22 protein-coding genes are annotated in these 25,732 nt (G+C 32.4%); 18 read left to right on the top strand and 4 right to left on the bottom strand.

Going from position 1 to position 25,732, the window contains the following annotated elements; translation table 11 throughout:
• Positions 1-182: 182 nt before the first annotated feature.
• Together Q1B37_RS16360 and thiL are read left to right on the top strand one after the other, a co-directional pair.
• On the top strand, positions 183-698 hold the full coding sequence (locus Q1B37_RS16360) for a hypothetical protein (protein ID WP_299900259.1): 516 nt from the start codon (positions 183-185) through the stop codon (positions 696-698).
• Positions 699-779: 81 nt separating this feature from the next.
• Positions 780-1,826: a thiamine-phosphate kinase gene (gene thiL / locus Q1B37_RS16355; protein WP_299900257.1), complete on the top strand. Its 1,047-nt coding sequence runs from the start codon at positions 780-782 to the stop codon at positions 1,824-1,826.
• A gap of 1 nt (position 1,827) precedes the next feature.
• Here thiL and Q1B37_RS16350 read toward each other — a convergent pair whose 3' ends face one another.
• Together Q1B37_RS16350 and Q1B37_RS16345 are read right to left on the bottom strand one after the other, a co-directional pair.
• Positions 1,828-2,097, bottom strand: a complete 270-nt coding sequence (locus Q1B37_RS16350; RefSeq protein WP_299609808.1) for a hypothetical protein — start codon at positions 2,095-2,097, stop codon at positions 1,828-1,830.
• A gap of 227 nt (positions 2,098-2,324) precedes the next feature.
• Positions 2,325-3,098 (bottom strand): alpha/beta hydrolase, encoded by a 774-nt coding sequence (locus Q1B37_RS16345; protein WP_299900254.1) that lies wholly within the window; start codon positions 3,096-3,098, stop codon positions 2,325-2,327.
• A 58-nt stretch (positions 3,099-3,156) separates the two neighbouring features.
• Here Q1B37_RS16345 and brnQ point away from each other — a divergent pair, with 58 nt between their 5' ends.
• Both brnQ and Q1B37_RS16335 read left to right on the top strand, forming a co-directional pair.
• Positions 3,157-4,437 carry a branched-chain amino acid transport system II carrier protein gene (gene brnQ / locus Q1B37_RS16340; protein WP_299900252.1) on the top strand — a complete coding sequence of 427 codons (1,281 nt, stop codon included), beginning with the start codon at positions 3,157-3,159 and terminating at the stop codon, positions 4,435-4,437.
• Between the two features lie 127 nt (positions 4,438-4,564).
• Positions 4,565-5,905 carry a cytochrome c peroxidase gene (locus tag Q1B37_RS16335; protein WP_299900249.1) on the top strand — a complete coding sequence of 447 codons (1,341 nt, stop codon included), beginning with the start codon at positions 4,565-4,567 and terminating at the stop codon, positions 5,903-5,905.
• Here Q1B37_RS16335 and Q1B37_RS16330 read toward each other — a convergent pair.
• The gene (locus tag Q1B37_RS16330) at positions 5,902-6,285 is read right to left on the bottom strand and encodes a VOC family protein (protein WP_299900246.1); all 384 of its coding nucleotides are present in this window, start codon (positions 6,283-6,285) and stop codon (positions 5,902-5,904) included. The genes Q1B37_RS16335 and Q1B37_RS16330 overlap by 4 nt on opposite strands.
• A gap of 139 nt (positions 6,286-6,424) precedes the next feature.
• Positions 6,425-7,717 carry an aminopeptidase P N-terminal domain-containing protein gene (locus Q1B37_RS16325; RefSeq protein WP_299900243.1) on the bottom strand — a complete coding sequence of 431 codons (1,293 nt, stop codon included), beginning with the start codon at positions 7,715-7,717 and terminating at the stop codon, positions 6,425-6,427.
• Between the two features lie 136 nt (positions 7,718-7,853).
• Here Q1B37_RS16325 and Q1B37_RS16320 point away from each other — a divergent pair, with 136 nt between their 5' ends.
• The 14 genes from Q1B37_RS16320 (at position 7,854) to Q1B37_RS16255 (ending at position 25,724) form a co-directional block, all read left to right on the top strand.
• Complete coding sequence (locus tag Q1B37_RS16320; RefSeq protein WP_299900240.1) at positions 7,854-10,709, top strand: glycosyl hydrolase; 2,856 nt, start codon at positions 7,854-7,856, stop codon at positions 10,707-10,709.
• Between the two features lie 104 nt (positions 10,710-10,813).
• Positions 10,814-11,944, top strand: coding sequence for a helix-turn-helix domain-containing protein (locus Q1B37_RS16315; RefSeq protein WP_299900237.1), 1,131 nt, complete (start codon positions 10,814-10,816; stop codon positions 11,942-11,944).
• A gap of 80 nt (positions 11,945-12,024) precedes the next feature.
• Complete coding sequence (locus Q1B37_RS16310) at positions 12,025-15,933, top strand: hybrid sensor histidine kinase/response regulator transcription factor (RefSeq protein WP_299900234.1); 3,909 nt, start codon at positions 12,025-12,027, stop codon at positions 15,931-15,933.
• Between the two features lie 195 nt (positions 15,934-16,128).
• Positions 16,129-17,394: a helix-turn-helix domain-containing protein gene (locus tag Q1B37_RS16305; RefSeq protein WP_299900232.1), complete on the top strand. Its 1,266-nt coding sequence runs from the start codon at positions 16,129-16,131 to the stop codon at positions 17,392-17,394.
• 453 nt (positions 17,395-17,847) lie between these two features.
• Positions 17,848-19,152, top strand: a complete 1,305-nt coding sequence (locus tag Q1B37_RS16300; RefSeq protein ID WP_299900230.1) for a hypothetical protein — start codon at positions 17,848-17,850, stop codon at positions 19,150-19,152.
• A 27-nt stretch (positions 19,153-19,179) separates the two neighbouring features.
• Complete coding sequence (locus tag Q1B37_RS16295; RefSeq protein ID WP_299900228.1) at positions 19,180-19,671, top strand: hypothetical protein; 492 nt, start codon at positions 19,180-19,182, stop codon at positions 19,669-19,671.
• 92 nt (positions 19,672-19,763) lie between these two features.
• Entirely contained in the window at positions 19,764-20,789 is a 1,026-nt protein-coding gene (locus Q1B37_RS16290; protein WP_299900225.1) for a kelch repeat-containing protein, read from the top strand.
• A 35-nt stretch (positions 20,790-20,824) separates the two neighbouring features.
• Positions 20,825-21,355, top strand: a complete 531-nt coding sequence (locus Q1B37_RS16285; protein WP_299900222.1) for a peptidoglycan DD-metalloendopeptidase family protein — start codon at positions 20,825-20,827, stop codon at positions 21,353-21,355.
• A 105-nt stretch (positions 21,356-21,460) separates the two neighbouring features.
• Complete coding sequence (locus tag Q1B37_RS16280) at positions 21,461-22,006, top strand: SIMPL domain-containing protein (protein ID WP_299900219.1); 546 nt, start codon at positions 21,461-21,463, stop codon at positions 22,004-22,006.
• Positions 22,007-22,128: 122 nt separating this feature from the next.
• Positions 22,129-22,653 (top strand): hypothetical protein, encoded by a 525-nt coding sequence (locus Q1B37_RS16275; protein WP_299900216.1) that lies wholly within the window; start codon positions 22,129-22,131, stop codon positions 22,651-22,653.
• Positions 22,654-22,778: 125 nt separating this feature from the next.
• Positions 22,779-23,345: a hypothetical protein gene (locus Q1B37_RS16270; RefSeq protein ID WP_299900215.1), complete on the top strand. Its 567-nt coding sequence runs from the start codon at positions 22,779-22,781 to the stop codon at positions 23,343-23,345.
• 122 nt (positions 23,346-23,467) lie between these two features.
• A complete protein-coding gene (locus tag Q1B37_RS16265) occupies positions 23,468-23,806 on the top strand; it encodes a zinc-ribbon domain-containing protein (RefSeq protein WP_299900212.1) in 339 nt (112 codons plus the stop codon).
• 27 nt (positions 23,807-23,833) lie between these two features.
• Positions 23,834-24,229 carry a DUF2721 domain-containing protein gene (locus Q1B37_RS16260; RefSeq protein WP_299900209.1) on the top strand — a complete coding sequence of 132 codons (396 nt, stop codon included), beginning with the start codon at positions 23,834-23,836 and terminating at the stop codon, positions 24,227-24,229.
• Between the two features lie 43 nt (positions 24,230-24,272).
• Positions 24,273-25,724, top strand: coding sequence for a PAS domain-containing protein (locus Q1B37_RS16255; protein WP_299900206.1), 1,452 nt, complete (start codon positions 24,273-24,275; stop codon positions 25,722-25,724).
• The last annotated feature ends 8 nt before the right edge of the window (positions 25,725-25,732 follow it).

Genomic DNA, 25,732 nt, shown 5'->3' with positions numbered 1-25,732 from the left:
AATAGTTTACTAAAATTAATGAGGATGCATATTTATATAACAGATAACTTTGAGAATACCCTAAAAAAACTGTTAAATAGAAATATGTAATCTCTTTTTTCTAAAAAATTGTCCAAAAGGTAACAAAAATTAATCATTGTTGATATAGGGGTGTTAAACGATAAAAAATCAAAAAAATGGAAATGAGAATTTTGAAAAAAGCATGGGTTTTATTTTTGATAGTCTTAAGTGTAGGGTGTTCTAAAGATGATGATATATCCACAGTTACTCCTGAAGTTACTTTATTTGAGAAAGAAGGCAAGTGGTTATGCGAATTAGGACAGACGTGTGAGCATATTTATCAATTTGAATTAAAAAAAGACTCTAAAATATCTGTTAGTGTAGAGGATATTACTGGAAATTCTACGGTATCCTTAGATTTATCGGTAGAATTTGGGCAATTCGGAGGTCCTAATCTATTAAATAATGGAGAGGTAAGTTATTATGGTTGTACAGATCAGAATGAAGAAATTTCGCTTACGAATATTACTATAAGCGAAACGGCCATTTATAATTTCTCGGTTGCGAGAGATTGGGGATTAAGTGCTGGATCTGAAGGAAGTTATAAAGTAACTATTATATCGGATACACCGTTTATTGATAAATCGGGAATTATTCAGAATATGGAAGCAATTAATTATGAAAGGGAATGTCTGTAATTAGATTCTTAAATGTTGAAATCCCGATTTTTCGGGATTTTTTTATGTCATACAATTTCTTTGTTGCCTACCTTTGCAGGTATGATTGAAGATAAAAATACACCAAGAACTTCTCTTGCGGAATTAGGAGAGTTTGGATTGATAGACCATTTAAGTAAGCATTTTGAAATAATTCATGAATCTACAATTCGAGGAATTGGAGATGATGCGGCAGTACTAGATTTTAAAGATAAAAAATGTGTTTTAACTACTGACTTACTAATCGAAGGAGTACATTTTGATCTTTCTTATGTTCCTCTAAAGCATTTGGGGTATAAGGCGGTAATGGTAAATTTATCTGATGTATATGCCATGAATGCTACCGCGACACAAATTACGGTTTCGATTGCTGTTTCTAATAGGTTTCCTCTAGAAGCGTTAGAAGAGTTATATGCAGGAATTCAAACGGCAGCAAAAATATATAAGATAGATGTGGTAGGTGGGGATACCACTTCCTCCACAACGGGTTTAATGATAAGCGTTACTGCTGTGGGCTATGCGAATGGGGATGATCTTGTATATCGAGATGGTGCCAAAGAAAATGATCTTTTAGTAGTTTCTGGAGATTTAGGAGCTGCGTATTTAGGATTGCAAATTTTAGAAAGAGAAAAACAAGTATATAAAGCCAACCCTAATTCTCAACCTGATCTGGATCAGTATTCTTATTTAATTGAAAGGCAACTAAAACCTGAGGCAAGAAAAGATATTGTAGAACTTTTAAAAGCATTAGAAGTAAAACCAACTAGTATGATTGATATAAGCGATGGTTTATCTTCAGAAGTTATTCATTTGTGCACAAAATCAGAAGTTGGAGTACATTTGTATGAAGAAAAAATACCTTTAGATCCAGTTGTTATATCTACGTGTGAAGAATTTAAATTGAACAGTACAACGGTTGCTCTTAGCGGAGGAGAAGATTATGAATTACTGTTTACAATAAAGCAAGAAGATTTTCCAAAGATTAAAGCAAATCCTAATCTTACAGTTATAGGTCATATAACCGATAAAAAAAGTGGAATGGGACTAATAACTAGAGCCAATGAAAAGATACAATTAACTGCGCAGGGATGGAATCCGATAAAAGAATAATTTAAGAAGCAGCTTGTAAGTTTATCTTATTTTTACTTTTAGCAATCTTTTTTTCGTGAACAGAAGCTAAGGCATCATTGATCTCTTTTAATTTTGGTGTCATAACTTCCAATCTTCCTCTACTATTGGTAGTAGCTTGTTCGCCACAATGAGAACAAGTATATTCTTTTATATGGTGCGTAACTTGTTTAGACATTACATAATTATGACCGAATAAAGCGCAATACATTTTTGATACGGAGAATGACGAACGGGGGGTATGTTTCTTCATTTTTGTGGGGGTTAAAAGTTCATAATCAATACAATAATAACATTTTTTTAGTTATTAACAATAATTTGTAAGAAAATTTTTTGTAAAAATGCTATTTTTTGACCAAAAAGTGTATTTTATAGCAACTTTGCCCCGTTAAAATGCATTTCATCGATAAAATTATGATTTTCACATGGTGTTTTTTGTAAGTTGTTAGATTGTTAAAAAAAGCGGAAATAATCTATTTTTTACGGCAAGAAATCGAGTAATGATTTGATGATATCCTGTTTGTTTTCTATATATGACATATGTCCACCATTCAATACTATTAAATCTGTCTTACATAGTTCGGATTCGTTTACGCTTTGTTGATAAGATAAAACAGGATCTTTTTTTCCGCTAAAGATAATTTTATCACCTTCAAATTTATGTAATGTTTCGGTGTGGTCTTTTCTAATTTTCATTCCTTCTAAGGCAGCTATTATTCCTTGAAGAGGAGTTTTAGAAGCTTCAATTTTGATTTTTTCGATTTGATTCTTGTAGGCTTCACGGTTTTTTTCGGCAAAAAGATTTGCAATCGCCATACTGGTGTATGCATTAGGGTTTTTTTTAACAATAGCAATAGCTCGACTTCGATTTATCTTTCTTTCTTCACTATCAGGAAATGAGGTAGAGTTTAATAATACTAACCCTGATATCTCGTCTGGAAATAAATCTAGATATGCTAAGGAAACATATCCACCCATAGAATGACCTATGAATACAGGGGTTGTATTTATAGAAATATCCAATACAGCTTTAACAGCATGAGCCATATCTTCCATTCTATGTATGTAGCCAATACAGTCTGTATTTCCATGACCTAATAAATCAATAGCAATGCAAGTATATTTTTTAGAAATATCTACAATAATTTCGTCCCACATTTTTAGATTTTCTAGAAAACCATGTAATAAAACCAAAGGTGCACCTTTCCCAGTAATGGTATAATTAATTTCAATTCCTTTATATGCTAATGTCATCTGGAAATTTTATATTTCAACTTTCATATTATTTGCAAAACAATATAAACCTAACCAAATGAGACTAAATAAAGAAACTTTTATTACTGGATTTGCTTTGTTCTCTATGTTTTTCGGAGCTGGTAATCTGATACTACCGCCAAGTCTTGGTTTTAAGGCAGGAGATATGTGGTTTTGGGTAACGATAGGTTTTGTAATTTCAGCCGTGTTGTTACCCTTGCTTGGTATTTTTGCTCATGCCAGGTTGCAGGGAACAATGTTAGACTTTGGAAAAAAGGTTTCACCTACATTTAGTTTAATATATTGTTTTATAGTATATGCGATTTCCATTTCATTGCCATCACCAAGAACTGCGTCGGTTACTCATGAAATGGCGATTCAACCTTTTTTTGGATCTAGCTCTCTGCTAACAAGTAGTGTTTACTTTGGTATTGTTTTATTTTTTGTATTAAATCGTTCTAAAATTCTTACTGTACTAGGTAAGTTTTTGACTCCAATTATATTTATAGTAATTCTGAGTATCATATGTATTGGAATGTTTTCTGAACATGTACCTATGAATATTTCAGATTTCGAAACACCCATTATAAAGGGATTGCTAGAAGGTTATCAAACTTTTGATGCTATTGGGGCTGTTGTTGTCGGAGGAGTGGTTATCATCTCACTTAAATTGAAAGGAAAACAAAGTTTTGAAGAGAATAGAAGATTGATTAGAGATGCAGGATTGATTGCTGGTATTGGTTTGTTTATCGTTTATGCAGGATTAATATTTAATGGAGCACTTTTTAATGGAACTTTTGAAAAAGAAATAAGTCGCACTGAATTGTTATCAGGGTTAAGTTTACAAACCTTGGGAAACATTGGAAGTACTTTTTTAAGTGTTTTAGTGTCTTTAGCATGTTTTACAACAGCAGTAGGTATTGTAACAGGGACTGCAGATTTTATTAAAGGTGTTTTTAAAGAATCTCATCAAGCATATGTAATAACTGCAGTGATTGGTTGTGTTCTTGGAGTTGTTATGGGACAGCTTGATGTACACGATATTATTGTAGTTGCTATTCCTGCATTAATGTTTATTTATCCAATAACTATTGTATTAATTTTATTAAATGTCTTGCCAGACAAATTAGCGCCTGTAGCTGTTTTTAAATCTGTAGTTTTGGTAACCATATTATTTAGTTTACCAGATTTTTTGGCTTCGATAGGCTTCAAAGATCAGGTTCAACCGATTCTAGAAATTATTCCACTTGGTATCTATAGTCTCGCATGGTTGTTACCAGCGATAACGACTTTTATCGTTAGTTCAATTTTAATCAAACTTTTGAAAGCTAAACAGTAAGCATAGTTTTTTAAGCACCAAAAGGTCTTTCCAATCTATTTTTTTATTAAATTCGCGCTCTTTAACATTTATTTAAGAATAAATGTTAAGAATTGGGGATTCATAACAATAGGGAAAACAAAAACTAATGAAAAAACTAACTTTTTTTTCAGCAATTGTATTGCTGATATCGTCTTGTACTAAAGATGATTATATTCCGATTACGTCTAATTTAGATGCTGAGTTATTAAACGCTTTGGATAATGCTTCTGATGGAGAAGGTGTATCTTTTTTTATACTACCAGAGAGCGATGATTATGCTAGTATTCCACAAGATCCTTTAAATCCTATTACTTCGGAAAAAGTGACTTTAGGTAAACTGTTACTTCATGAAACAGCTACAGGAGGTGTTCCTAAAATTGATGCTATGAAAGGAACTTATTCTTGTGCTTCTTGTCATCAGGCAGCAGCAGGTTTTGGAGCAGGTATAAGACAAGGAATTGGAGAATGTGGAGTTGGTTTTGGAATAAGGGGTGAAGAGAGAGTAGTGAATACCAATGTTCCTGTTGATTCAATAGATGTGCAACCAATTAAATCACCAACAATTTTAAATGTAGCGTATCAGGATGTTATGCTGTGGAATGGTCAGTTTGGTGGAACCGGAACTAATGCAGGAACGGAAGCTAGTTGGACTGAGATTGAGGAGAATTTCTTGGGCTTACAAGGAATAGAGGTTCAGGCAATTAAAGGTCAGAAAGTACATCGATTACAAATAGATGATGATTTTGTAAATACTTTTGGTTATAAAGAACTTTTTGATGCTGCATTCCCAGATGTAGCAGAAAATGAAAGATATACTAAACATAATGGTGCTTTGGCGATGGCAGCATATGAAAGAACTTTATTAGCAAATAGATCTCCTTGGCAAGATTGGTTAAAAGGAAATACTAATGCTTTAGATGAGAGTGAGAAAAAAGGTGCTATCGTGTTTTTTGGAAAAGGAAAATGTTATGAATGTCATACGGGGCCTGCACTAAATGACAAAGGTTTTCATGCATATGGAATGGATGATTTTGCAAATACCAGTGATGCTTTATTATTGTTTAATGCCAATATGGATAAAGTAAAAAGAGGAAGAGGTGGTTTTACTAATAATCCAGATGATGATTATAAATTTAAAACACCAACATTATACAATCTAGTGGATAATGGTTTTTATGGACATGGAGGAACTTTTACATCGGTAAAAGAAGTAATCGAGTATAAAAACAACGGTGTTCCTCAAAAAGCGGAAGTGCCTTCAGAAAATTTGGCATCTCAATTTGGAACTATTAATCTTACTGAAGAGGAAATAGATGATATGACGGCATTTATAACCAACGGTTTACGAGATCCGGAATTGAATAGATATGTTCCTGATGCTATTATCTCTGGAAGTTGTTTTCCAAATAATGATGATACTTCTAGAGTAGATCTAGGGTGTGATTAATTTAGTGTAGCAATCCACCAGGTATTGCCGTAAGGATCTTTAAAGCCTGCAGCTCGAGCTCCATGATCTTCTTGCATAGGTTGCATTAGCGAAATAGCGCCTGCATCTATAGCATTAAAGTATGTTTGATCAGTATCCTTAACATAAACATACATAGATGTGTTTTGAGCAGGATAGGCTTTAGAAGCTTCAGTAATCATGATGGTAGCATCACCAATCATTACTTCGGAGTGTTCAATTTTATAAGAAGTATCTACTTTACGCACCATTTCTTGTGCGTTAAATATTTTTCTTATAAAATCAATAAAGTCATCTGCATTTTCAACAACTAGATAAGGCATAGCTTGTTGATGACCTGCTGTAATTTTCATTCGTTGCATTCGTGTTCTCTAAATATTTTATATCCAACGAACAAACGGATATAAATATTCTCTAAATTTTCAAAATAAGATCATAAAAAAACCCTTGATGATTAAAAAGTCATCAAGGGTTTTACGTTCTATACGTGTATTTTGTTTATTATTTATTCATTAAGTCCTCGATTTCATCAGCTTCTATTGGAATATTAGCCATTAGATTAAAAGGTTCTCCTTTTTCCCGAATAACTACATCATCTTCTAATCGTATTCCAAAACCTTCATCAGGAATATAAATACCTGGCTCCACTGTAAATACCATATTTGCTTGCATTGGCTCTGTTAGAATTCCGTAATCATGAGTATCCAAACCAATATGATGAGAGGTTCCATGCATAAAGTATTTCTTATATGCTGGCCAATCTGGATTTTCATTTTGAACGTCTGCTTTGTCTATTAGTCCTAAGCCTAATAACTCTGAAGTCATAATTTTTCCTACTTCCACATGATAATCTGCCCAAATCGTTCCAGGGACTAGCATTTTGGTAGCTTCATTTTTTACTCGTAATACAGCATCATATACAGCTCTCTGACGATCTGTAAATTTACCAGAAACAGGAATAGTTCTACTTAAATCACTAGAATAATTGGCATATTCAGCAGCTATATCCATTAATATAAGCTCCCCTTCCTTACATTGCTGATTATTCTCTATATAATGTAAAACATTAGCATTGTTTCCACTAGCAATAATAGGTGTATACGCAAAACCTTTGGATCTGTGATTAATAAATTCATGCAATAGTTCTGCCTCTATATTATATTCCCAAACACCAGGTTTTACAAAATTGAGTAATCTTCTGAACCCTTTTTCAGTGATATTACAGGCGGTTTGCATAAGGTCAATCTCAATAGGATCTTTCACAGAACGTAATCTTTGTAAAATTGGATTACTCTTTGCTACTGAATGAGCAGGATATTTTGCTTTCCACCATTTGGTAAAACGATCTTCTCTTGTCTCTGTTTCTACATTTGCTCTGTAATGTTCGTTGGTATTAACATAAACAGTATCGCATTGTGTCATAATCTCAAAAAAGATTTTCTCGAGATCCTGTAACCAATACACGGTTTTGATTCCAGAAGTTTCAAAAGCCTTTTCTTTCGTTAACTTTTCTCCTTCCCAAATAGCAATAAGTTCACTTGTTTCTTTGAGAAAAAGCATTTCACGGTGCTTTTCGTGTGGAGCATCTGGGAATAACACCAAAATACTTTCTTCTTGATCTACACCACTTAAATAAAAAATATCTCTGTGTTGCTCGAAAGGCATTGTGCTATCAGCACTAATAGGATATATGTCGTTACTATTAAAAACCGCAATACTATTTGGTTTCATCTGTGCTGCAAAATTCTTTCTATTTTTAATGAAAAGATTTTTATCTATTTGGTGATATTTCATTTGATATAAAGTCTTTAATGTATATTATGTGACTTCAAAAATACTAAAGCCCAAAAGATGTATTGTTAAACAATATCTAAAAATTTTGACACTACTTTAGCATTCTATACTTTCAGCCAACTAAATTTCGATCATCATGAAAACACACATCTCAACTATCTTATTGCTGTTTTTTGCAAGTATTTCTTCATTCTCTCAACAAAATGCAACGAATGCGCAAGAGATACAGAAAGGATTGCTGCAGAAAGCACAATTAGAAAAATCATCAATTGTAAAAAATGTTCCGTTCGAAAACATTGGTCCTTCGGTAATGAGTGGTCGTGTAGTAGATGTAGATGTAAACCCACAAAATACAGCAGAGTTTTATGTTGGTTACGCTTCGGGAGGATTATGGTATACTAAAAACAACGGAACAACATTCGAACCAATTTTAGATAATGCTGAAACCATTAATGTAGGAGATATTGCGGTAGACTGGAAAAAAGGAACTATCTGGGTAGGTACTGGAGAAAATAATTCCTCAAGATCTTCTTATGCCGGAATTGGAATTCTTAAATCTGATGATAAAGGACAGTCATGGAAAAATGTAGGCTTAATTGATTCACATCATATAGGAAGAATTATTATCAATCCAAATAATTCTGATGAGGTAGTTATTGGAGTGACAGGACACTTATACTCTACAAATGATGAAAGAGGCATTTATAAAACAAATGATGGAGGTAATACTTGGAACAAAACATTGTTTGTAAATAATGAAACCGGAATTATTGATGTTGCTTACGCACCAGGTAATTTTAATATTATGTACGCTGCAGCTTGGGATAAGGATCGAAAAGCATGGAATTTTGAAGGAAACGGAACTGGTTCTGGAATTTACAAGAGTACAGATGCGGGGAACACTTGGAATAAAATTTCATTAGATGGAAGTGGTTTCCCAACAGGAAATGGGGTAGGAAGAATAGGTTTAGCTGTTTTTGATGAAAATACAGTTTATGCTGTACACGACAGTCAATTTAGAAGAGAAAAAGGAAAAGAAACAAGTAAAAGTACAGGACTTACAAAAGATGATTTTAAAACGATGTCCGTAGATACTTTTTTAAATTTAGAGGATAAAAAACTAAATCGTTATCTAAAGACAAACGGATTCCAAGAAAAATATCGAGCAGAAAACGTGAAGCAAATGGTTCGTAGCGGTTCTGTAAAACCTATTGATCTTGCCAAGTATTTAGAAAATGCAAATGCTGCCCTTTTTGATACACCCGTAATCGGTGCTGAAGTTTATAGAAGTGATGATGGCGGTAAAAGCTGGAAGAAAACACACACAGAATATTTAGATGATATTTTTTACAGTTATGGATATTATTTTGCTCAGATACAGGTGAATCCAGCAAATAAAGATCATATCTATATCTCTGGAGTGCCTATTTTAAAATCAAAAGACGGAGGAGCTACTTTTAAAAGTATCAGTGCAGAGAATGTACATGCAGATCATCATGCACTTTGGATAAATCCAAAAAACCCAAATCATCTAATTAATGGAAATGACGGAGGTGTAAATATTAGTTATGATGATGGAGAAAATTGGATAAAAGCAAACCAGCCAAGTGTAGGACAGTTTTATGCAATAAATGTTGATCATGAAAAACCATATAACGTTTATGGAGGATTACAGGATAATGGTGTTTGGGTTGGGTCTGTTAGAGCAAAAGAAAATGTAGCTTGGCATCAAAGTGGGCATTATCCTTGGAAAAGTATTATGGGAGGAGATGGAATGCAAGTACAAATCGATAATCGAAATAGTGATATTGTATATACAGGATTCCAATTTGGAAACTATTTTAGATTAGATAGATCTACGGATGAGCAAACATACATTCAACCGAAACATGAGTTGGGAGAGTCTCCTTATCGATTTAATTGGCAAACACCAATTTTATTGTCTCCACATAATCAAGATATCTTGTATTTCGGAGGAAATAAATTAATGAGATCCATGAATCAGGGAGATGATTGGACAGCAATTTCTGGAGACCTTACTAATGGAGGTAAAAAAGGAAATGTAGCTTACGGAACATTAACATCTATTTCTGAATCTATATTTCAGTTCGGTTTAATATATACTGGAAGTGATGATGGATTAGTGTACGTAACCAAAAATTCCGGAGGCAATTGGACTAAAATTTCTAATAGTTTACCTAAAGATTTATGGGTATCGAGGGTTATCGCTTCTTCTCATAAAAAAGAACGTGTATATGTGACTCTTAATGGATATCGCTGGGATGATTTTAGTGCTTATGTATATATGAGTGATGATTATGGACAAACTTGGAAAAACATAGGAAAAGAATTACCAATATCCTCGGTTAATGTGATTAAAGAAGATCCAAAGAATGAGGATGTTTTGTATGTTGGTTCTGATAATGGAGCCTATGTTTCATTAGATAGAGGAAAGACATGGCAGGCTTTTTCTAAAGGAATTCCGAACGTAGCTGTTCATGATATTGTTATACAACCAGAAGCAAATGATCTGCTCTTAGGAACTCACGGTAGAAGTATTTACAAAACAAATATAGAGCCTTTACAAAAGTTAAGTTCTAAGGTGCTTACATCTGGTTTGTATCTTTTCCCAATGAGTTCGATAAAAGCATCTCCAAGATGGGGAAGCTCTTGGAGTAAATGGTTAGAAGCATATGAACCTTCTACAATAGTGAAGTATTATACGAATAGTGCAGAGTCTGTTACTATAAAAATAATCACTCCCAATGGCAAAACATTAAGAGAGTTTTACTCAGATTCGGATAAAGGGCTTAATTACGCTGAGTATGATCTTACAATTTCGGAAAAAGGAAGAAAAGCTTTACTAAAAGAGTTTCCAGATGAGGAAGTTTCCAAAAAGAAAAATGGAAAATATTACCTTCCTGTAGGAAAGTATGAGGTAGTTATAAGCAAAGGAGGGCAAATAGAAAAGGTTCCTTTTGAAGTAAAATAACCGACAAATAAACTTGCATTTATTAGGTAGAGGATTTATATTCACATATACATAGAAGGTAATTTGTTTTTGTTTCTATGTATAAACGTTTATTAACCAACATAATGAACACGAACCTACTATATAATGCAACAATTATTTTTGTATGCTTAGCAGCTTTTGTTTTAGCATGTTGGTGGTTATATAGATATCAAAAAAATAAAAAAACAAGCTCCTTTATAGATACACTTATAGGAGCTAGCAATCCTAAAGAAAAATCTAAGTCTAAGAACTCTGAAGAATCTGAAGCTGTGCAAAAAGCTATCCAGAATTTTAGGATGTCTGGATTAAACCACATTTTTTCTGAAGAAGAATTAGAATTAATTCATTACGATAAGCCATCTCAAATAACAGGTATACTCAGTTATTTTTCCACCTCTTTATTTGATAAAAATAATCTAGATGATGTTCTCTGGGATATTGTGGAGAACTGTATTTCTCATCTACATTTAGAAGATTGCGTGATATATATATTAGATAATTCGAGAAAAGTTCTGATCCAAAAAGCAGCTTATGGAAATAAAGATAAAGGAGGGCGAACCATATTAAGTCCGATCGAAATTTCGTTGGGTCAAGGAATCGTTGGACAAGTGGCACAATCTGGAGAGTATGAGTGTATCTATAATGTAAATTATGATGATCGGTATGTTGTTGATGATATTAGTCGTAATTCTGAACTAGCAGTTCCAATAAAAATCGATGATAAGGTGGTTGGAGTGCTAGATTCAGAACATTCGCAAGAAGGTTTTTTTAATGAACATCATATATTACTCTTTCAGCTAATTGTTAAGTTAACGGCAAAAAAACTTGCCCAGATTGATATAAAAAACACATCAAACATTACTAATGACGATGTATATTTTAAAGAACTTCATTTTTTAATGAAGGAAGCCAAGATATACAGAGATGCAAGTTTAGGGTTAGAAGGGATATCAAAAATGCTAAAAGTTAGTAGTAAGTATCTTTCTCAAATGATTGCTAAATTGAATGGTTCTAGTTTTGTAGATTATGTAAACAAGTTTCGAGTAGAAGATGCCAAATCTAAACTCAAAAACCCAAAATTCTCCAATTATACTGTACTTGCAATTGGTTTAGATTCTGGATTTAACTCTAAGTCAACATTTTATTCTGCTTTTAAAAAATATACAGGCATTTCTCCTAAAGAATACAGGGCAACAGCATTAGAAACTGAATAATTTTGTAAAAAAAGTTGTTCTTTTACACTAAGAGATTGATAATTATAGATCTGCAGTAATTTTTTTCATGTAAAACCCTGATGAAGTACCTATATAAAATCATATTATTAAATGCTTGTTTTCTAATTTTTAGCATAGTTATTACTGCGCAAGTAGAGGGAACCTATCATGTGAAACCTTATACACATTTTAATGGTCTGTCGAATAATTGGGTTTCAGATATTTATCAGGATGATGATGGTTTTATGTGGTTTGCTACTCAATATGGATTAAATCGTTTTGACGGCAAAAGATTTAAGTTATTTACCTACGTTCCAGGAGATGCGAAGGCATTAAGAGCTAATTGGGTTCGATGCATCACTCAGCTAAAAGGTGATGATAAGTTGTATTTAGGAACTCTTGGTGGAGGAGTAAATGTTGTGAATTTATATGAGGAACATTTTGATTCTCTTTTTATCTCCAAGGATACATTAGATGATGATATTTCTATTGTAAACAATATAGTAAAGGATGCTAAAGAAAATCTATGGATTTCTTCTACCGCAGGGATATACCGTTATCATTTAAAAGATAGTACAGTAAGAAAATTTTATGATAAAAGTTCTTCTAATATTAGTATTGCTGAAGATGGATCAAAATATATGCTTACACAGATATCCAAAGAAATATTTGTCGTTGATGACGATACAGTTTTTAAACAAAATTTACCGAATGACAGATATAAAAATATCTCTGCTATTTCTAAGGATAGTTTCTTATTATATTCTAATAAAGAACTATTTATAGCGAGGAAATCCGATACAATTTGGAAACTTCAAAAATTAGGCTTCGAATCTGAATATAGAACCAGTGTGAGAGAACGTCCTTTTATTTTTAAAGATAAAAAAGGATATGTTTGGGTAAATGGAGGAGAAAAAATCTATAAGTTTTCTCCAGATTTTAAGCATCAAGTGGTAATGCCTTTGCAAGAATTGTTAAATATTAAATCCTCTAAAAAGGTTAAGGCAAATTGTATATTCCAAGATAGAGAAGACAATTTTTGGATTGGTACCAATTTAGGAGCATTTCAATTGATACCTCATAAGCCTTTTAGGCATCCTTTTTTAGGAACTTTAGGGCAGGTGAGGCAAGTTGTAGAATGTGGTAATAAAATATGGTTTGCGCTAGGTGATGGTATTTATTCTTGGGATAAAGACACTGTCAATCCTCCTAAAAAAATTCAAAAAAGTACAGTAAATACTATAATTTGTGCTAGTGATGAATTTTTATATGCTTTAGGAAGAGACGACAAAGATCAAACAGCTTTATTAAAAATAAATCCGAACAACGAAAACACCATACCAATTTATTTATCAGATTTAAAATTTCCGTTAAGTGTTAGTTGGAAGATTACTGAAGATAAGAATCAAAGGTTGTGGATAGGTCAATGGGATAATATCATTATTTATGATCTTAAAAGCCAAGAGTATTTTGGTATTCCTGTCTTCGAAAACAATACAGGAATAATTGAGTTATATCCGGATAATCAAGATAATATTTGGTTAGGAAGTATAGGGAAAGGAATATTAAAATTTTCAGATGCAAGTAAGATTACAAAAAACAGTAAAGTCAAGTTTATACGATATGGACATGATATAAATGACCCAAAAAGTATAAGCTCTAATTTAATTCAATCTATTCATCAGGATCAAAAGGGATTCCTTTGGATAGGAACTGATGGAGGCCTTAATTGCTTGGATCCAAAAACCGGAGAGTTTAAAAGGTTTTTGCGAAATGGTAAAATGCCTAATGATAAAATTTTAAACGTTACTAGCGATAAGAATGGTGTGATATGGTTAAGTAGTATAAGTAATGGAATCATCTCTTATGATCCAGATAAAGATATATTTAAAACATATGACACACAAGATGGACTGTATGATAACTCTATGCTTTTAGGTTTTGCATACGTGGATGAACAAGGTTATGTTTGGATGGGAAGTGAAGGAGGTATTCAATATTTCAATCCCGATCAGTTGACTTTTTCAACTGAAAAAAAACCAAACCTAGACTGGTTATCGTACACGAAATTCAGATCGGATACAACTATAGTATCTAAGTTTCCTAAAAAACAAGGATTAGTTGATAATGAAATTAAAGTATATCCAGAAGATCAGAGTATTACATTTGATTTTCGGGCTTTAACCTTCGAAAGATCACAAAATGTTAGATATCAATTTTGGCTAGAAGGATTTCATCAGGATTGGCTTCCCGTTCAATCTGATGGAACTGTTACACTATCTTATTTACCAAAAGGGAAGTATACTCTAAAGGTTAAGGCATTTGATATAGATGATGCTTGGGAAATAGGAGATAGTGTTGAATTATCAGTAATACCGCCATGGTATAAAACGAACCTTGCTTATTTGCTATATAGTTTTTTATTATTCTTAATCGTTTTTGCATTTTATAAAATACAATTAAGAAGAAAAATTGCCGAAACAGAGAAAGAGTTTGTAAAAGACTTATCTCAATCTAAAACCCGGTGGTTCAATCAGATTGCTCATGAATTTAGAACACCGCTTACAGTAATTTTAGGGGCAACTGATCAAATTAGAGAGAAACTGACTAATTCTTCAGAAAAGAATACCAATGGACATCTCTCTCAGATTGAAAATCAAACCCATCATCTATCTAATCAAGTTCAAAAGATTTTAGAAATTGCTCAAATGCAAGACAATCAGTTGGAGATTCATGTGAGTGATGGAGATTTTGTAGCTTTCCAAAAGTACCTTTTTAACTCATTTGCCTCATTAGCTGATCAGAAAAGTATTGCGTTAAAATTTACAAGTTCAGATGAATCTGTTTTTGCATCTTTTGATGAAGATAAATGGAGAAAGATTAGCTCTAATCTAATTTCTAATGCTATTAAGTACAATCGCATTAATGGAACTGTTTCTTTAAATATAAATATTGATAAAAATAATAATACGGTTACAATTGATATAAGGGATACAGGAATTGGAATTGATAAACAGTTTCTTTCTAAATTATTTGATCCTTTCTCTAAAGAAAACACCGAAGACCCACAAGGTGTTGGGTTAGGACTTACACTGACAAAGGAATTAATTCAATTGTTAAAAGGAACAATTACAGTGGATAGTAAAAAAGACAAAGGAACTTCTTTTAGAATAACTGCACCTTTAGATTTAGTTCCCGAAAGCAATAAAATCATAGAGCAAACAGATGATTTTATTATGGATCCTGATAAACCTATGGTGCTTATAGCCGAAGATCATAAAGAGGTAAGATCATATGTTCATTTTTGTTTATCTCCTGATTTTACAATCATCGAAGCAGAGAATGGACTTATTGCTTGGGAGCTATGCAAAAAACATATTCCTGATCTCGTAATATCTGACGTAATGATGCCAGAATGGGATGGAATTAGATTAGGAACTGAAATCAGAAATGATCTAGCAACCAATCACATTCCTTTTATTTTATTGACCGCAAAATCTGGGCAGTCGAATCAGTTAGAAGGTCTGAAAATTGGGGCCGATGCATATTTAACAAAACCCTTTGATAGAAGCGAATTACTGATCAGAGTTGATAACCTGATCAAAACACGAAAAAAACTACAGGAGAAATACCAAAGAGGTGACACAACGATAACCTCAGAAAATGAAACGATTGATCATTTTATGAAAGATGTTATGCAGATTATTGAAGAAGAATTGGATAATGACGAATTTGGGGTGCCTCAATTAGCAGAAAGATTACACATTAGTAGAGTTCATTTATTTAGAAAAATAAAAAATTTGACTGGGTTACCACCAACCAAGTTCATAAGAAAAATTCGTTTGCAAAAAGCACATGAATTCGTATTAAGAAATGAGCTATCTATATCCGAGATTGCATACCAAACGGGTTTTAAAGATCCCGCATATTTTACACGAGTATATGTAGAAGAGTTTGGAAAACCACCTTCAGAATTTAGAAATAAATAATTAGAATCCCTTTGTTTACAGTGTTTCTGAGCTAGATGTAACCAGAGTACAAGTCTATGTAACCATAGTGCAATACAATTTTTCAATCTCGTTTTATCTTGGTTGATATAATTAAAGTGACAAAATAAGATGTATTGATTTTTAGTGCCTACTAAAGTCAAGATCATGTTTTGCAATGGACAAAAAAACAAGGTTATGAATATTCAGGAAAACAAAAACAACAGGATTGTTAATTCGATTCATGGATCAATTTGGGTATTACTCTTACTTATAATTACTAGAATATCGAAAGATAATATCGGAGAGTTAGATTTTACTATAATTATCTATACCATAATTAGTTTGATCTCTTTTGTAATATTTTGGTTGTTTAGAGTTCGTTACATCTCTCTCTTTGCCTTACAAAACATAAATAGAGAATTTAGTTCGCCGAAAAAAAGAACTACATCTCCGTTTCACAGTTACTACGAAACTTCCGTAGTAAAGTCAAGAAGAAAAGCGAATGATGCGCCAAGGAAACAAGAAGAGCCAGAATCTAAGAAAGAAATAACAAGCATACCATATCTTGAAGAAGTATTTTTAGACTTTGACAGTAATATATTAGAAAGAGCACCGATCCAAACGATATCCGTATTAAGTTACTTTGCTACCTCTCTTTTTGAAAAAAATAATGTAAATGATGTTCTTTGGGATATTGTAGAAAATTGTATCGCTCACCTTCGTCTAGAAGATTGTGTGATTTATATGCTCGATAAAGAAAAAGAATACCTGATTCAAAAAGCTGCTTTTGGAAATAAAAATAACGGCGAAAAGAAGATAGTAAGCCCTATAAAAATAAAAGTGGGAGATGGTATCGTTGGCGCCGTTGCAAAATCCAAAAATTACCTACGAATTGATGATCTTAGAACAAATGACACATATATAGTAGATGATGTTTCGCGTTTATCAGAATTATCGGTTCCGATTTTTATTGATGGTGCTATTGTTGGCATTTTGGATTCTGAACATTCCGAACGAGACTATTTTACAGATGATCACGTATTTTTATTTCACCTTATTGCCAAGCTTACTGAGAAAAAACTAAAACAAATATGCAGTAACAATACTTCTTGTAGAATTACTGATGATAATATTTATTATAAAGAATTGGAGTTTTTAATGAGAGAAGCTAAGATATATCAAGATCCTCATTTAGGATTAGACAGTGTAGCTAAAAAGTTAAAAATTAGCAGTAATTATTTGTCTCAGCTGGTAAATAAATTGACTGGGAAAAATTTTGCAGATTATATCAATACTTTCAGAGTTGAAGATGCAAAAGCGAAATTGAGAAATCATAATTTTATAAATTATACAATTATAGGAATAGCACTAGAATCTGGATTTAATTCGAAGTCTACATTTTACAGTGCGTTTAAAAAGCTCACCGGTATATCACCAAGCGATTATAGAAAGAATGGTTAAAAGTGTCCCGTTTTTTTGAAAGTCAAACTTTCCGGACATTATATTCTATAGCAAGAATTATTTTTAGTTTGGTTAATAGATAACATGCATTTTTATACCATTTCTGACGTTAAATTACACATAAAGAAAATAATGGATTTTTGTGATATAGGAAAAAGAAAAATTAGTCATAGCCAAAGCTACGAGTCATTTTTATTTTGAAGTAGAGTGCAAAAAGACACATTTTAATTGGGTAATTTATCAGTAGAGATGGTATTAATTAGTGTTAGGTTATTTTTTGTGCAAAAGCAGTTTGTAATGACAGGTTTTTTTGTCCAATCGCTTTTCATTACTATAGGATCTTCATTAGATATTCTAGTTATTTTTATTGAGGGTCCTTTTTTAAATTAGAGGATAATAATTTAAGCGATGATTACAAGATTATTTAACCTAAGAAAATAATAAGGTTTGCATATGAGAAGATTTATATTATTTGTGATTTGTTCCTTGTCTACTAGTTTCTTTGGATATTCTTGTTTCTGGGATTACGACACTGTCGAAATGGAAAGAATGCAATTTCCTAATGTAATCGAGTTAATATCTGGAAAATTTTTGAGGCATTCATCGGAATTTTATCGATGGAGAATAGCAGACAGAGAAGAAAAGCTTAAAAGGTTTCCGGATAGCCTAGAATTATACGATGATCTTGCAGTTGCTTATTCTAAAATTGGAAATGACTCTAAAGCAATTCAGATTATTCTAAAGAAGGATAAGATTGCTCCAAATAATTATACAACATATGCTAATCTTGGTACTTTTTATATCCATAATGGTCAATTAGAAAAGGGAATTGAATATATAGATAAGGCAATTGCTATAAATCCAGATGCTCACTTTGGGAGGGAGATCTATCAAAAATATTTTGTGGAATATGTACAAAGTAAAATGAAAAATGGAAAAGTCATATTACCGTTATCTCCCGGATTTGATACTTCAAGAGGAACATTTCCGATAAAGACTTTTAATAATTTTTATTCTTTTTTAAGTAACAAATACTATAACAAAAGTGGAGATAATTTAAAAAGTAAATCACTACCCAATAAAGAGCTTCAAAAAGCAATTAAAGGAATTATGGGGATGATGAAGTTTGGGAATTACGACTCACCTGTTTTGCTAGAAGCACTCGGAGATTTATTAATGGCCGATGGTTGGAAAAAGGGAGCAAGACAGTTAGCTGCGAGAGCGTATTTTAAGGCGTCCTATCACAGTAAAGAGAAAGCCACAAAGTCATTATATGATCAAAAAATTGCACTTACACTTTATTATCAATACACCAAAAAAGGAGGAAGTCGATTTACGATCGATGCATTAGAAAAATCATTAAAAGAAGAAATTGCAGAAGGAGAAAAGTATTATGAAGAAATTCGTGAGACCGAAATACGATGGATAACCAATGGAAAAAACCCAGAGGTCGAGTTTTCGAAAAAGTATTACAAAAAACCTTCGGTAGGAAAAATAAAACAAGAAGCAAGTACTCCAACCGAAAAAGTAGAAAGTCATTATCATAAGTATAGACCTAAGACATCAGACACTCTAAAAAACCTTCCCAAGGACACTCTCGTGTTAAATGAAGCTATAGCAAGTAAAGGAGATGTGATTACTGAAATAAAACAAACCGAAAAAAACACTAATACATCAAAAATACCTATCGCGATTTATTTTATAATTCCAGTTTTGATAATCATTCTTATCTACGTTGTAAAAAGCTGGAAGAACTAAGTTTTTTAGAGATTAAACCTTTTTAAAATGAAATATATAATGCTATGCATGGTATTCATAGGTGTTTGTCGATCTCAGGCACAACATTGTTTCTGGGATATGTCTTCAATTATAATAATAGATGTTCGTGATATTAGAACAGGAGAAAAAATTCATGGTTTGACAATTAATATTACAGATGCTAAGGGAGTAGAATATGTAAAGAAGAAATTTATAGTTACACAAAAAATTGATGAGGTAATAACAAATCATCCTGGTTTAAGAAAGTTCCCTTCATATCATGATTATTATGTGCTAAAATTTGTTGAAAACGCTCAAAATTTACATGGAAAATTTATAACCATAAAAGACACACAAGTCAAAAATAGAGAAGGTTTCGAGAGTAAAACTGTACAGATCAAACGGAAACACTGTCAAAGCCTTTGTGTCGAGAATCCGATTTGGCAGCGTAAAGATTTGGTTAATAAAATGAAAATCAACGTGTGGTTAAAAAAGAAAGCCTTTCATAATAAGAACTAAATAATATCCGAATTCTTTGAAATTCAAACTTCTCGGACACGTAAAATAAGACCAAGGTTTATTTTTGATTAGATATTTTAATAATGTGTGATATGAGAAATGAATTTAGAATCAAAGGTTTCTTAAGACTATTGGTAGCGTTTTTTGCAGTTTGTAGTTGTGAATTAAAAGAAGATTTTACCAATGAGCCCCATTCTTTAGTTTCTTCAGAAAAAGTTGTAACTACTGATCAGCCTAGCTTTTCAAATACTGTGGTAAATGGAGAAACTCCTTATGGAGGAAGAGCAGCTCATACCTCTACTATTTTTGATAATAAAATGTGGGTGATTGGTGGCGTACAAAATCAATTTACTTATAATGATGTTTGGTGTAGTAAGGATGGCAAAGATTGGGAAGAAGTTACCCAAAGCGCACCATTTTCAGTTCGCTACGGACATGCGATGACCGTTGCTGATAATAAGATGTGGATTGTAGGAGGTACACAGGGAAATAAATATTTGAATGATATGTGGTTTAGTAAAAACGGAAAAGATTGGATGCAGTCACAAAAAAACGCTCCTTTTTCTGCCCGTAGATGGCATACATTAGCCAGCATAGAAAATAGAATGTTTTTGATTGGTGGGTTAAGTGATAATTATGATGTAAAAGGAGATGTATGGACTAGTAGTGATGGTATACAATGGAACTTGATAACCAATCTGGCTCCATTTGGAAGGCGCTATGGACATGCTACAGTAGTATATGATAATAAAATATGGGTTATCGGAGGACATGATGATAGTGGAAATTACCTTAATGATGTTTGGTACTCTACAAATGGATTTCAATGGAATTTAGCCAGCGTAAATATTCCATTTTCTCCTAGAAGGAATCATGCAATAACTTTTAATAAAACAGGAATGTGGTTAACGGGTGGTATAGGACCACAAAATGACTATTATGATGACATTTGGTTTAGTCAAGATGGAATGGTTTGGGAGAAGATAAACGTTAAGAAAAATTTTCCATCCAGAGGCTATCATACTTCGGTTTACAATACAAACAAATTATGGATTCTAAACGGTTTTAGTCTACAAAATGGAGCTGTTTATTATGATGATATTTGGGGATATGAATAGTGTTTTATTGCGAAGTAAGTAAGTTAAGCGATAATATGAAATCGATAAAGATTTTAATAGTTTTTATAACGGTAATAGGCTGTAGAAATGACAATTTTTTATTAGACAGTACACCACCATTATTTACGATTCCGCCAATACCGATAGCGCAAGTTAGTTCATTCATTCCATTTGGACAGTTTCTTACCCCTACTCAGCAAAATCCAGCGATTGAATATTTTGGTAATCAATCAGATATACCAGTGGTATCGGTTTCAGAGGGAATTGTAGTAGATGTTAGAAGAAACCCAACTATTGATGATTTTGAAATATGGATAAAACCAAGTAATAATGCTACTTGGCTTATTATATATGATCACGTTGTTGAGGTTACTATTTCAAAAGGAGATCAAGTGCAAACAGGTAGTTTATTAGGAACAATTGGTCTTGGAAATAGGGTTGAACTTCAAGTTAATGATGATCAAAATATAGCACATTGTCCCTTGCAATTTGGAACTTCAAGCTTTATACAGCAACATATGAATTTATATGAAGAATGGTGTGTTGAAGAAACTGTTACGCCATAAAAAAACTTAAAAATAAAGGAAAAACTTAAATCGAAAATTATGAGATCTATTAAAATAACAATACTTGTTCTTCTTGTATGTCAAACTATTCTAAATGCACAAAAGATGAATTCAATAACAGTAATAGGAGAAACTAATATGCAACCTGAGATTAACGAGTATATTGTAAATGTAGAATTCAGAGAGATCGTTGGAGATAGTTACAGAAATATAAAAGGAAAAACAGTAGATGATGTAGCTAAAGAATTTGCAGCTTCATTAAGTAAAGTAAATATCGATTTTAGTCGTTTTGAAGAGGATCAGCTGTATCGGATTACATCATATAGCTATAACACATCTAGGTTTTATTTTTATAAAACTACCTCTTTAGATGAAGTAAAATTGGTTTTGAGTCAGAGTATGGAAGGCGTTACAAATACAAAAGTTGATATTATATCTAAAGAAATGACCGATGAAGAAATGGGAAAACTGAGTAAAGATGCTATTGATGATGCCAGAAATGCAGCCACTAAAATTGCTGAGAATATTGGGGGAAATATTGGAGAGATTATTAAAATTGAAAACCATAATAATAAGCAGAAATATTTTAATTCGATGGCAATAAAAACACCAATAAAGTATTATGTTACGGTAACTTTTTCTCTTAAATGATATTTTTAGCTATATATCAAAAAATGAAGTTGATCAAGGTTCTAGCGTGCGTTTTTTACTTATCATTTCTTTTTATTCAGTGTGAAAACAAAAAATCTAAAAGAGAGCCTAAAAAGAATATAGTGCTATCAACTTCAAAGGAGGTTAATTTAAAAGATACCCTAAAGATTGGATATACATATTGGTGGCCACAAAGTGGTCCGTTTATTGGAAATTGTGGTGAAAAATATAGCTTGGTTTTTTTAGGGACAGTGGATAAGATCTATAATAAAACAGAACAACCTCACTACACAGCTCGGAAAGGAGTAATAAGAGTGGATGAGGTTCTTACTTCTATAGAGTCCACAAACAGCTCGTATCATGAACAAAACTATGTCATATCAGATTGTTTTGCTGATGTAGATGTTAAAGAAGGAGATAGTGTTATTGTATTTTGTTATGAGTATGAAGGAAATTATAGTACTCCTGGCGGAAAATCTATACTTAAAATTGAAGATAACAATGACCCTGTTGTGGTTTCTATAAAAGAATATATCAAGTCTGAGCAAAACCCTTTGACCATAGAAAAAGATATACCGTTGTGGAAGAAATATCAATTAGATACTGCTTTAAAACAGTTGATTTCTTGTAGAGAATCATATCAATAATATCTTAGGTGTTTACCCTTAAAAACGTCCGAATTTATTGAATTTCAAATATTTCGGACATCCTTAAAACGACACCTAATTAAGTTTGTACCATTAACTTAAAATACTTTTTTAAAATGAAAGCAATGAAAAATTTAATGGGATGTGTATTAGTTATATTACTATCTGCAAGTGTTATTTCCTGTGAAGGCGAAGATGGAGCTGTAGGGCCGCAAGGTGAACAGGGACCACAAGGAGAACAAGGAGATCAAGGGCCGCAAGGCGATCAAGGAGATCCTGGAACGGCAAATGTTATTTACTCAGACTGGATTGCTAGAGACTTTGTATTAGATGGTGCTCAACAATCAAATTTTCAAGGATTAGATGTACTTAGCAGTTCAGAATTTAATCTTGCATCTGATGTGGTATTAGTATACGGAAGAAATGGAAATGATACTGATTATGAGATATATCAATTACCTTATTTATTGGCATCTCAAAATGAATATTATCTATTGAGGCTATTGGATACTACAGGTGGAGCTTCATTACAAGTCGAAGCTAGTACAACTGACGGCGGCACTAATCTATTTACATTCTTCAATGATTTTAGATATATAATTATTCCTGGAGGACAAACAGCAGGAAGATCAGCTCAAGATTTTGAGAAAATGTCATACGAGGAAATAACTGCTCTTTTTGATATAAAATAAACAAAAAGATTATGATACAAAATTTCCTAAAGTTCGACTTTGGGGAATTTTGTATTATCTCTAAGACCATCCGAACAAACTGTATTTCCTTTTTATGAATTAAACACCAAAAAAAGAAGAAGATGATAATTTACGGAAGCAAATCAGTACACCTAAAATCAGAAAGATCAGAAATTTCCGTTTGTCCAAATTGCGGAACACAAGGATCTTTGGTTTTAAGTGTTTATAGAAGACATGCGCATATTTTCTGGATTCCATTATTCCCAATAGGAAAAAAGGGATTGTCTCAGTGTCAACATTGTAAAAATGTTCTTTATACCAAAGAAATGCCTTTGTCAATAAGAAAAGAATATGATCTATTAAAAAATAAAGCAAAAGGCCCACTGTGGCAATTTGCAGGTTTGGGCATATTAATAATTACAATTGTTTGTGCCGCGATATCAGTACAACTAGAAAGTTAGTACCTTAGTGTCTAAAATCATTTGGTTATGGCACTTACGATGGGTATTCCAGCATTACTTTTTCCTGCAATTTCTCTCACGATGCTAGCGTATAATGCTAGGTATCTTGCAATCGCAGCATTGATAAGACAATTGCATAAGGAATATTTAGATTCCAGATCTAAGAATACAGGGTTACAGATTAAGAATTTACGAAAGCGATTATGGCTGATAAGAAATATGCAAGCCATAGCAATTATTAGCTTTCTTACGAGTGTAATCACAATGTTTTTATTATATGTTGAGAAAAACAGTTTGGCAAATTTAATATTTGGTATCAGTCTTTTTGCACTTATGATTTCACTTTTTTTATCGTTTATAGAAGTGCAAATTTCCACCAAAGCATTATCAATAAGGTTAGACAGAATAGAGGAAAATAACTAGAAATTCTTATCTTGTTAGACATATTTGTTTTAACTAACCTCACATGCTCCAGAATGAACTTTTTAATAACGTAATGCAAGATTTCAATACGGGTTATTGGCAATTGCTAAAGGATCCGTATAGGGAAAATTGGTCAGATAAATTTTATGAAGTATTGGGATATTCCAAAGAAGATGTGAAGCCCAATTTTGATTATTTTATCTCAAAACTCATTCACGAAGAAGACGTAGCCTTATTTAGAGACAATTTTCTTAACTACAGAAATAATAACACCAATTTTAAACAGCACATTAAGATTCGTAACAAAAATGGACAGTATCTATTTTTTCGATGTGCTACGAATGATGAATTACCTGTAAACATAAAAGCGGGGATACAGTTTTTATTTTTTTTCGAAACTAACATAGAGCCTGACCGAACGATAAAAAAGGATAACTTTTATTATAAAGAGACTGCACAGATGACTTCTACAGGGAGTTGGTATGTGGATTTTCAGAAAAGAGAAAGTTACTGGGATTTTGAGACCTATCGGATTTTAGAATACCCAGAAGATTATAAACCCTCTTTAAAGGATTCTGCAGATTATTATGCCGAGGATCATAGACAATTAGCAGCGGATTGTTTTTTTAATTGCGCTATCATGGGAACTCCTTTTAATACAGAAATCAAAATGGTCACCGCTAATAAAAGAGAGTTTTGGGCGAGAGCAATCGGGAAACCAATTTACAATGAAGGGAAAGAAATAATTGGTATTCGAGGTGTTTTTCAGGATATAGATGAAATCAAAAGAAAAGAAATAAGTTTACAGAAATCGGTAGACATTATAGCCGCTCAGAATTCTAGACTTTTTAATTTCGCACATATTGTTTCTCATAATCTTAGATCTCATACAAGCAACTTATCATTATTAGTTCAACTCATAGAAGATATAGAAGATCCTAAAGAGAAAGAAGGGCTAATTAAGGAAGTAAAGACAATTTCTGATAATCTAAATACTACTATAGAACACCTAAATGAGGTGGTTACTATACAAACAAACAATAAACAAGAACGAGTTGTTGTATACTTTAATGAGGCACTAAAGTTAGTAGTTAATGGAATTAGTCATATGATTAGTAACAGTAATTGTCAAATTCGACCAGATTTTACCGAAGTAGAACAAATAGATTACATACCAGCTTATTTAGAAAGTATTTTACTGAATTTGATTACCAACGCTATAAAGTATAAACATCCAGAACGGGATCCTGTGATTGTTATTAAAACATATAACGAGAATGGAAACGCGTACTTAAAAGTTTCTGATAACGGAAGAGGGATTGATTTGACTCTTTTTAAGGATAAAGTATTTGGTATGTACAAGACGTTCCACTATAATAAAGATGCAGTGGGTATTGGGTTGTTTATGACCAAAAATCAAGTGGAATCTTTGGATGGAACTATCACAGTTGATAGTGAGGTAAATGAAGGAACGACATTTACTATAAAATTTTAAAACACACA

It is taken from the genome of uncultured Aquimarina sp. (genome assembly GCF_947492965.1).
Lineage (GTDB): Bacteria > Bacteroidota > Bacteroidia > Flavobacteriales > Flavobacteriaceae > Aquimarina.
The sequence above is the reverse complement of the archived record's forward strand: the minus strand, read 5'-3'. Positions and strand labels throughout refer to the sequence as shown.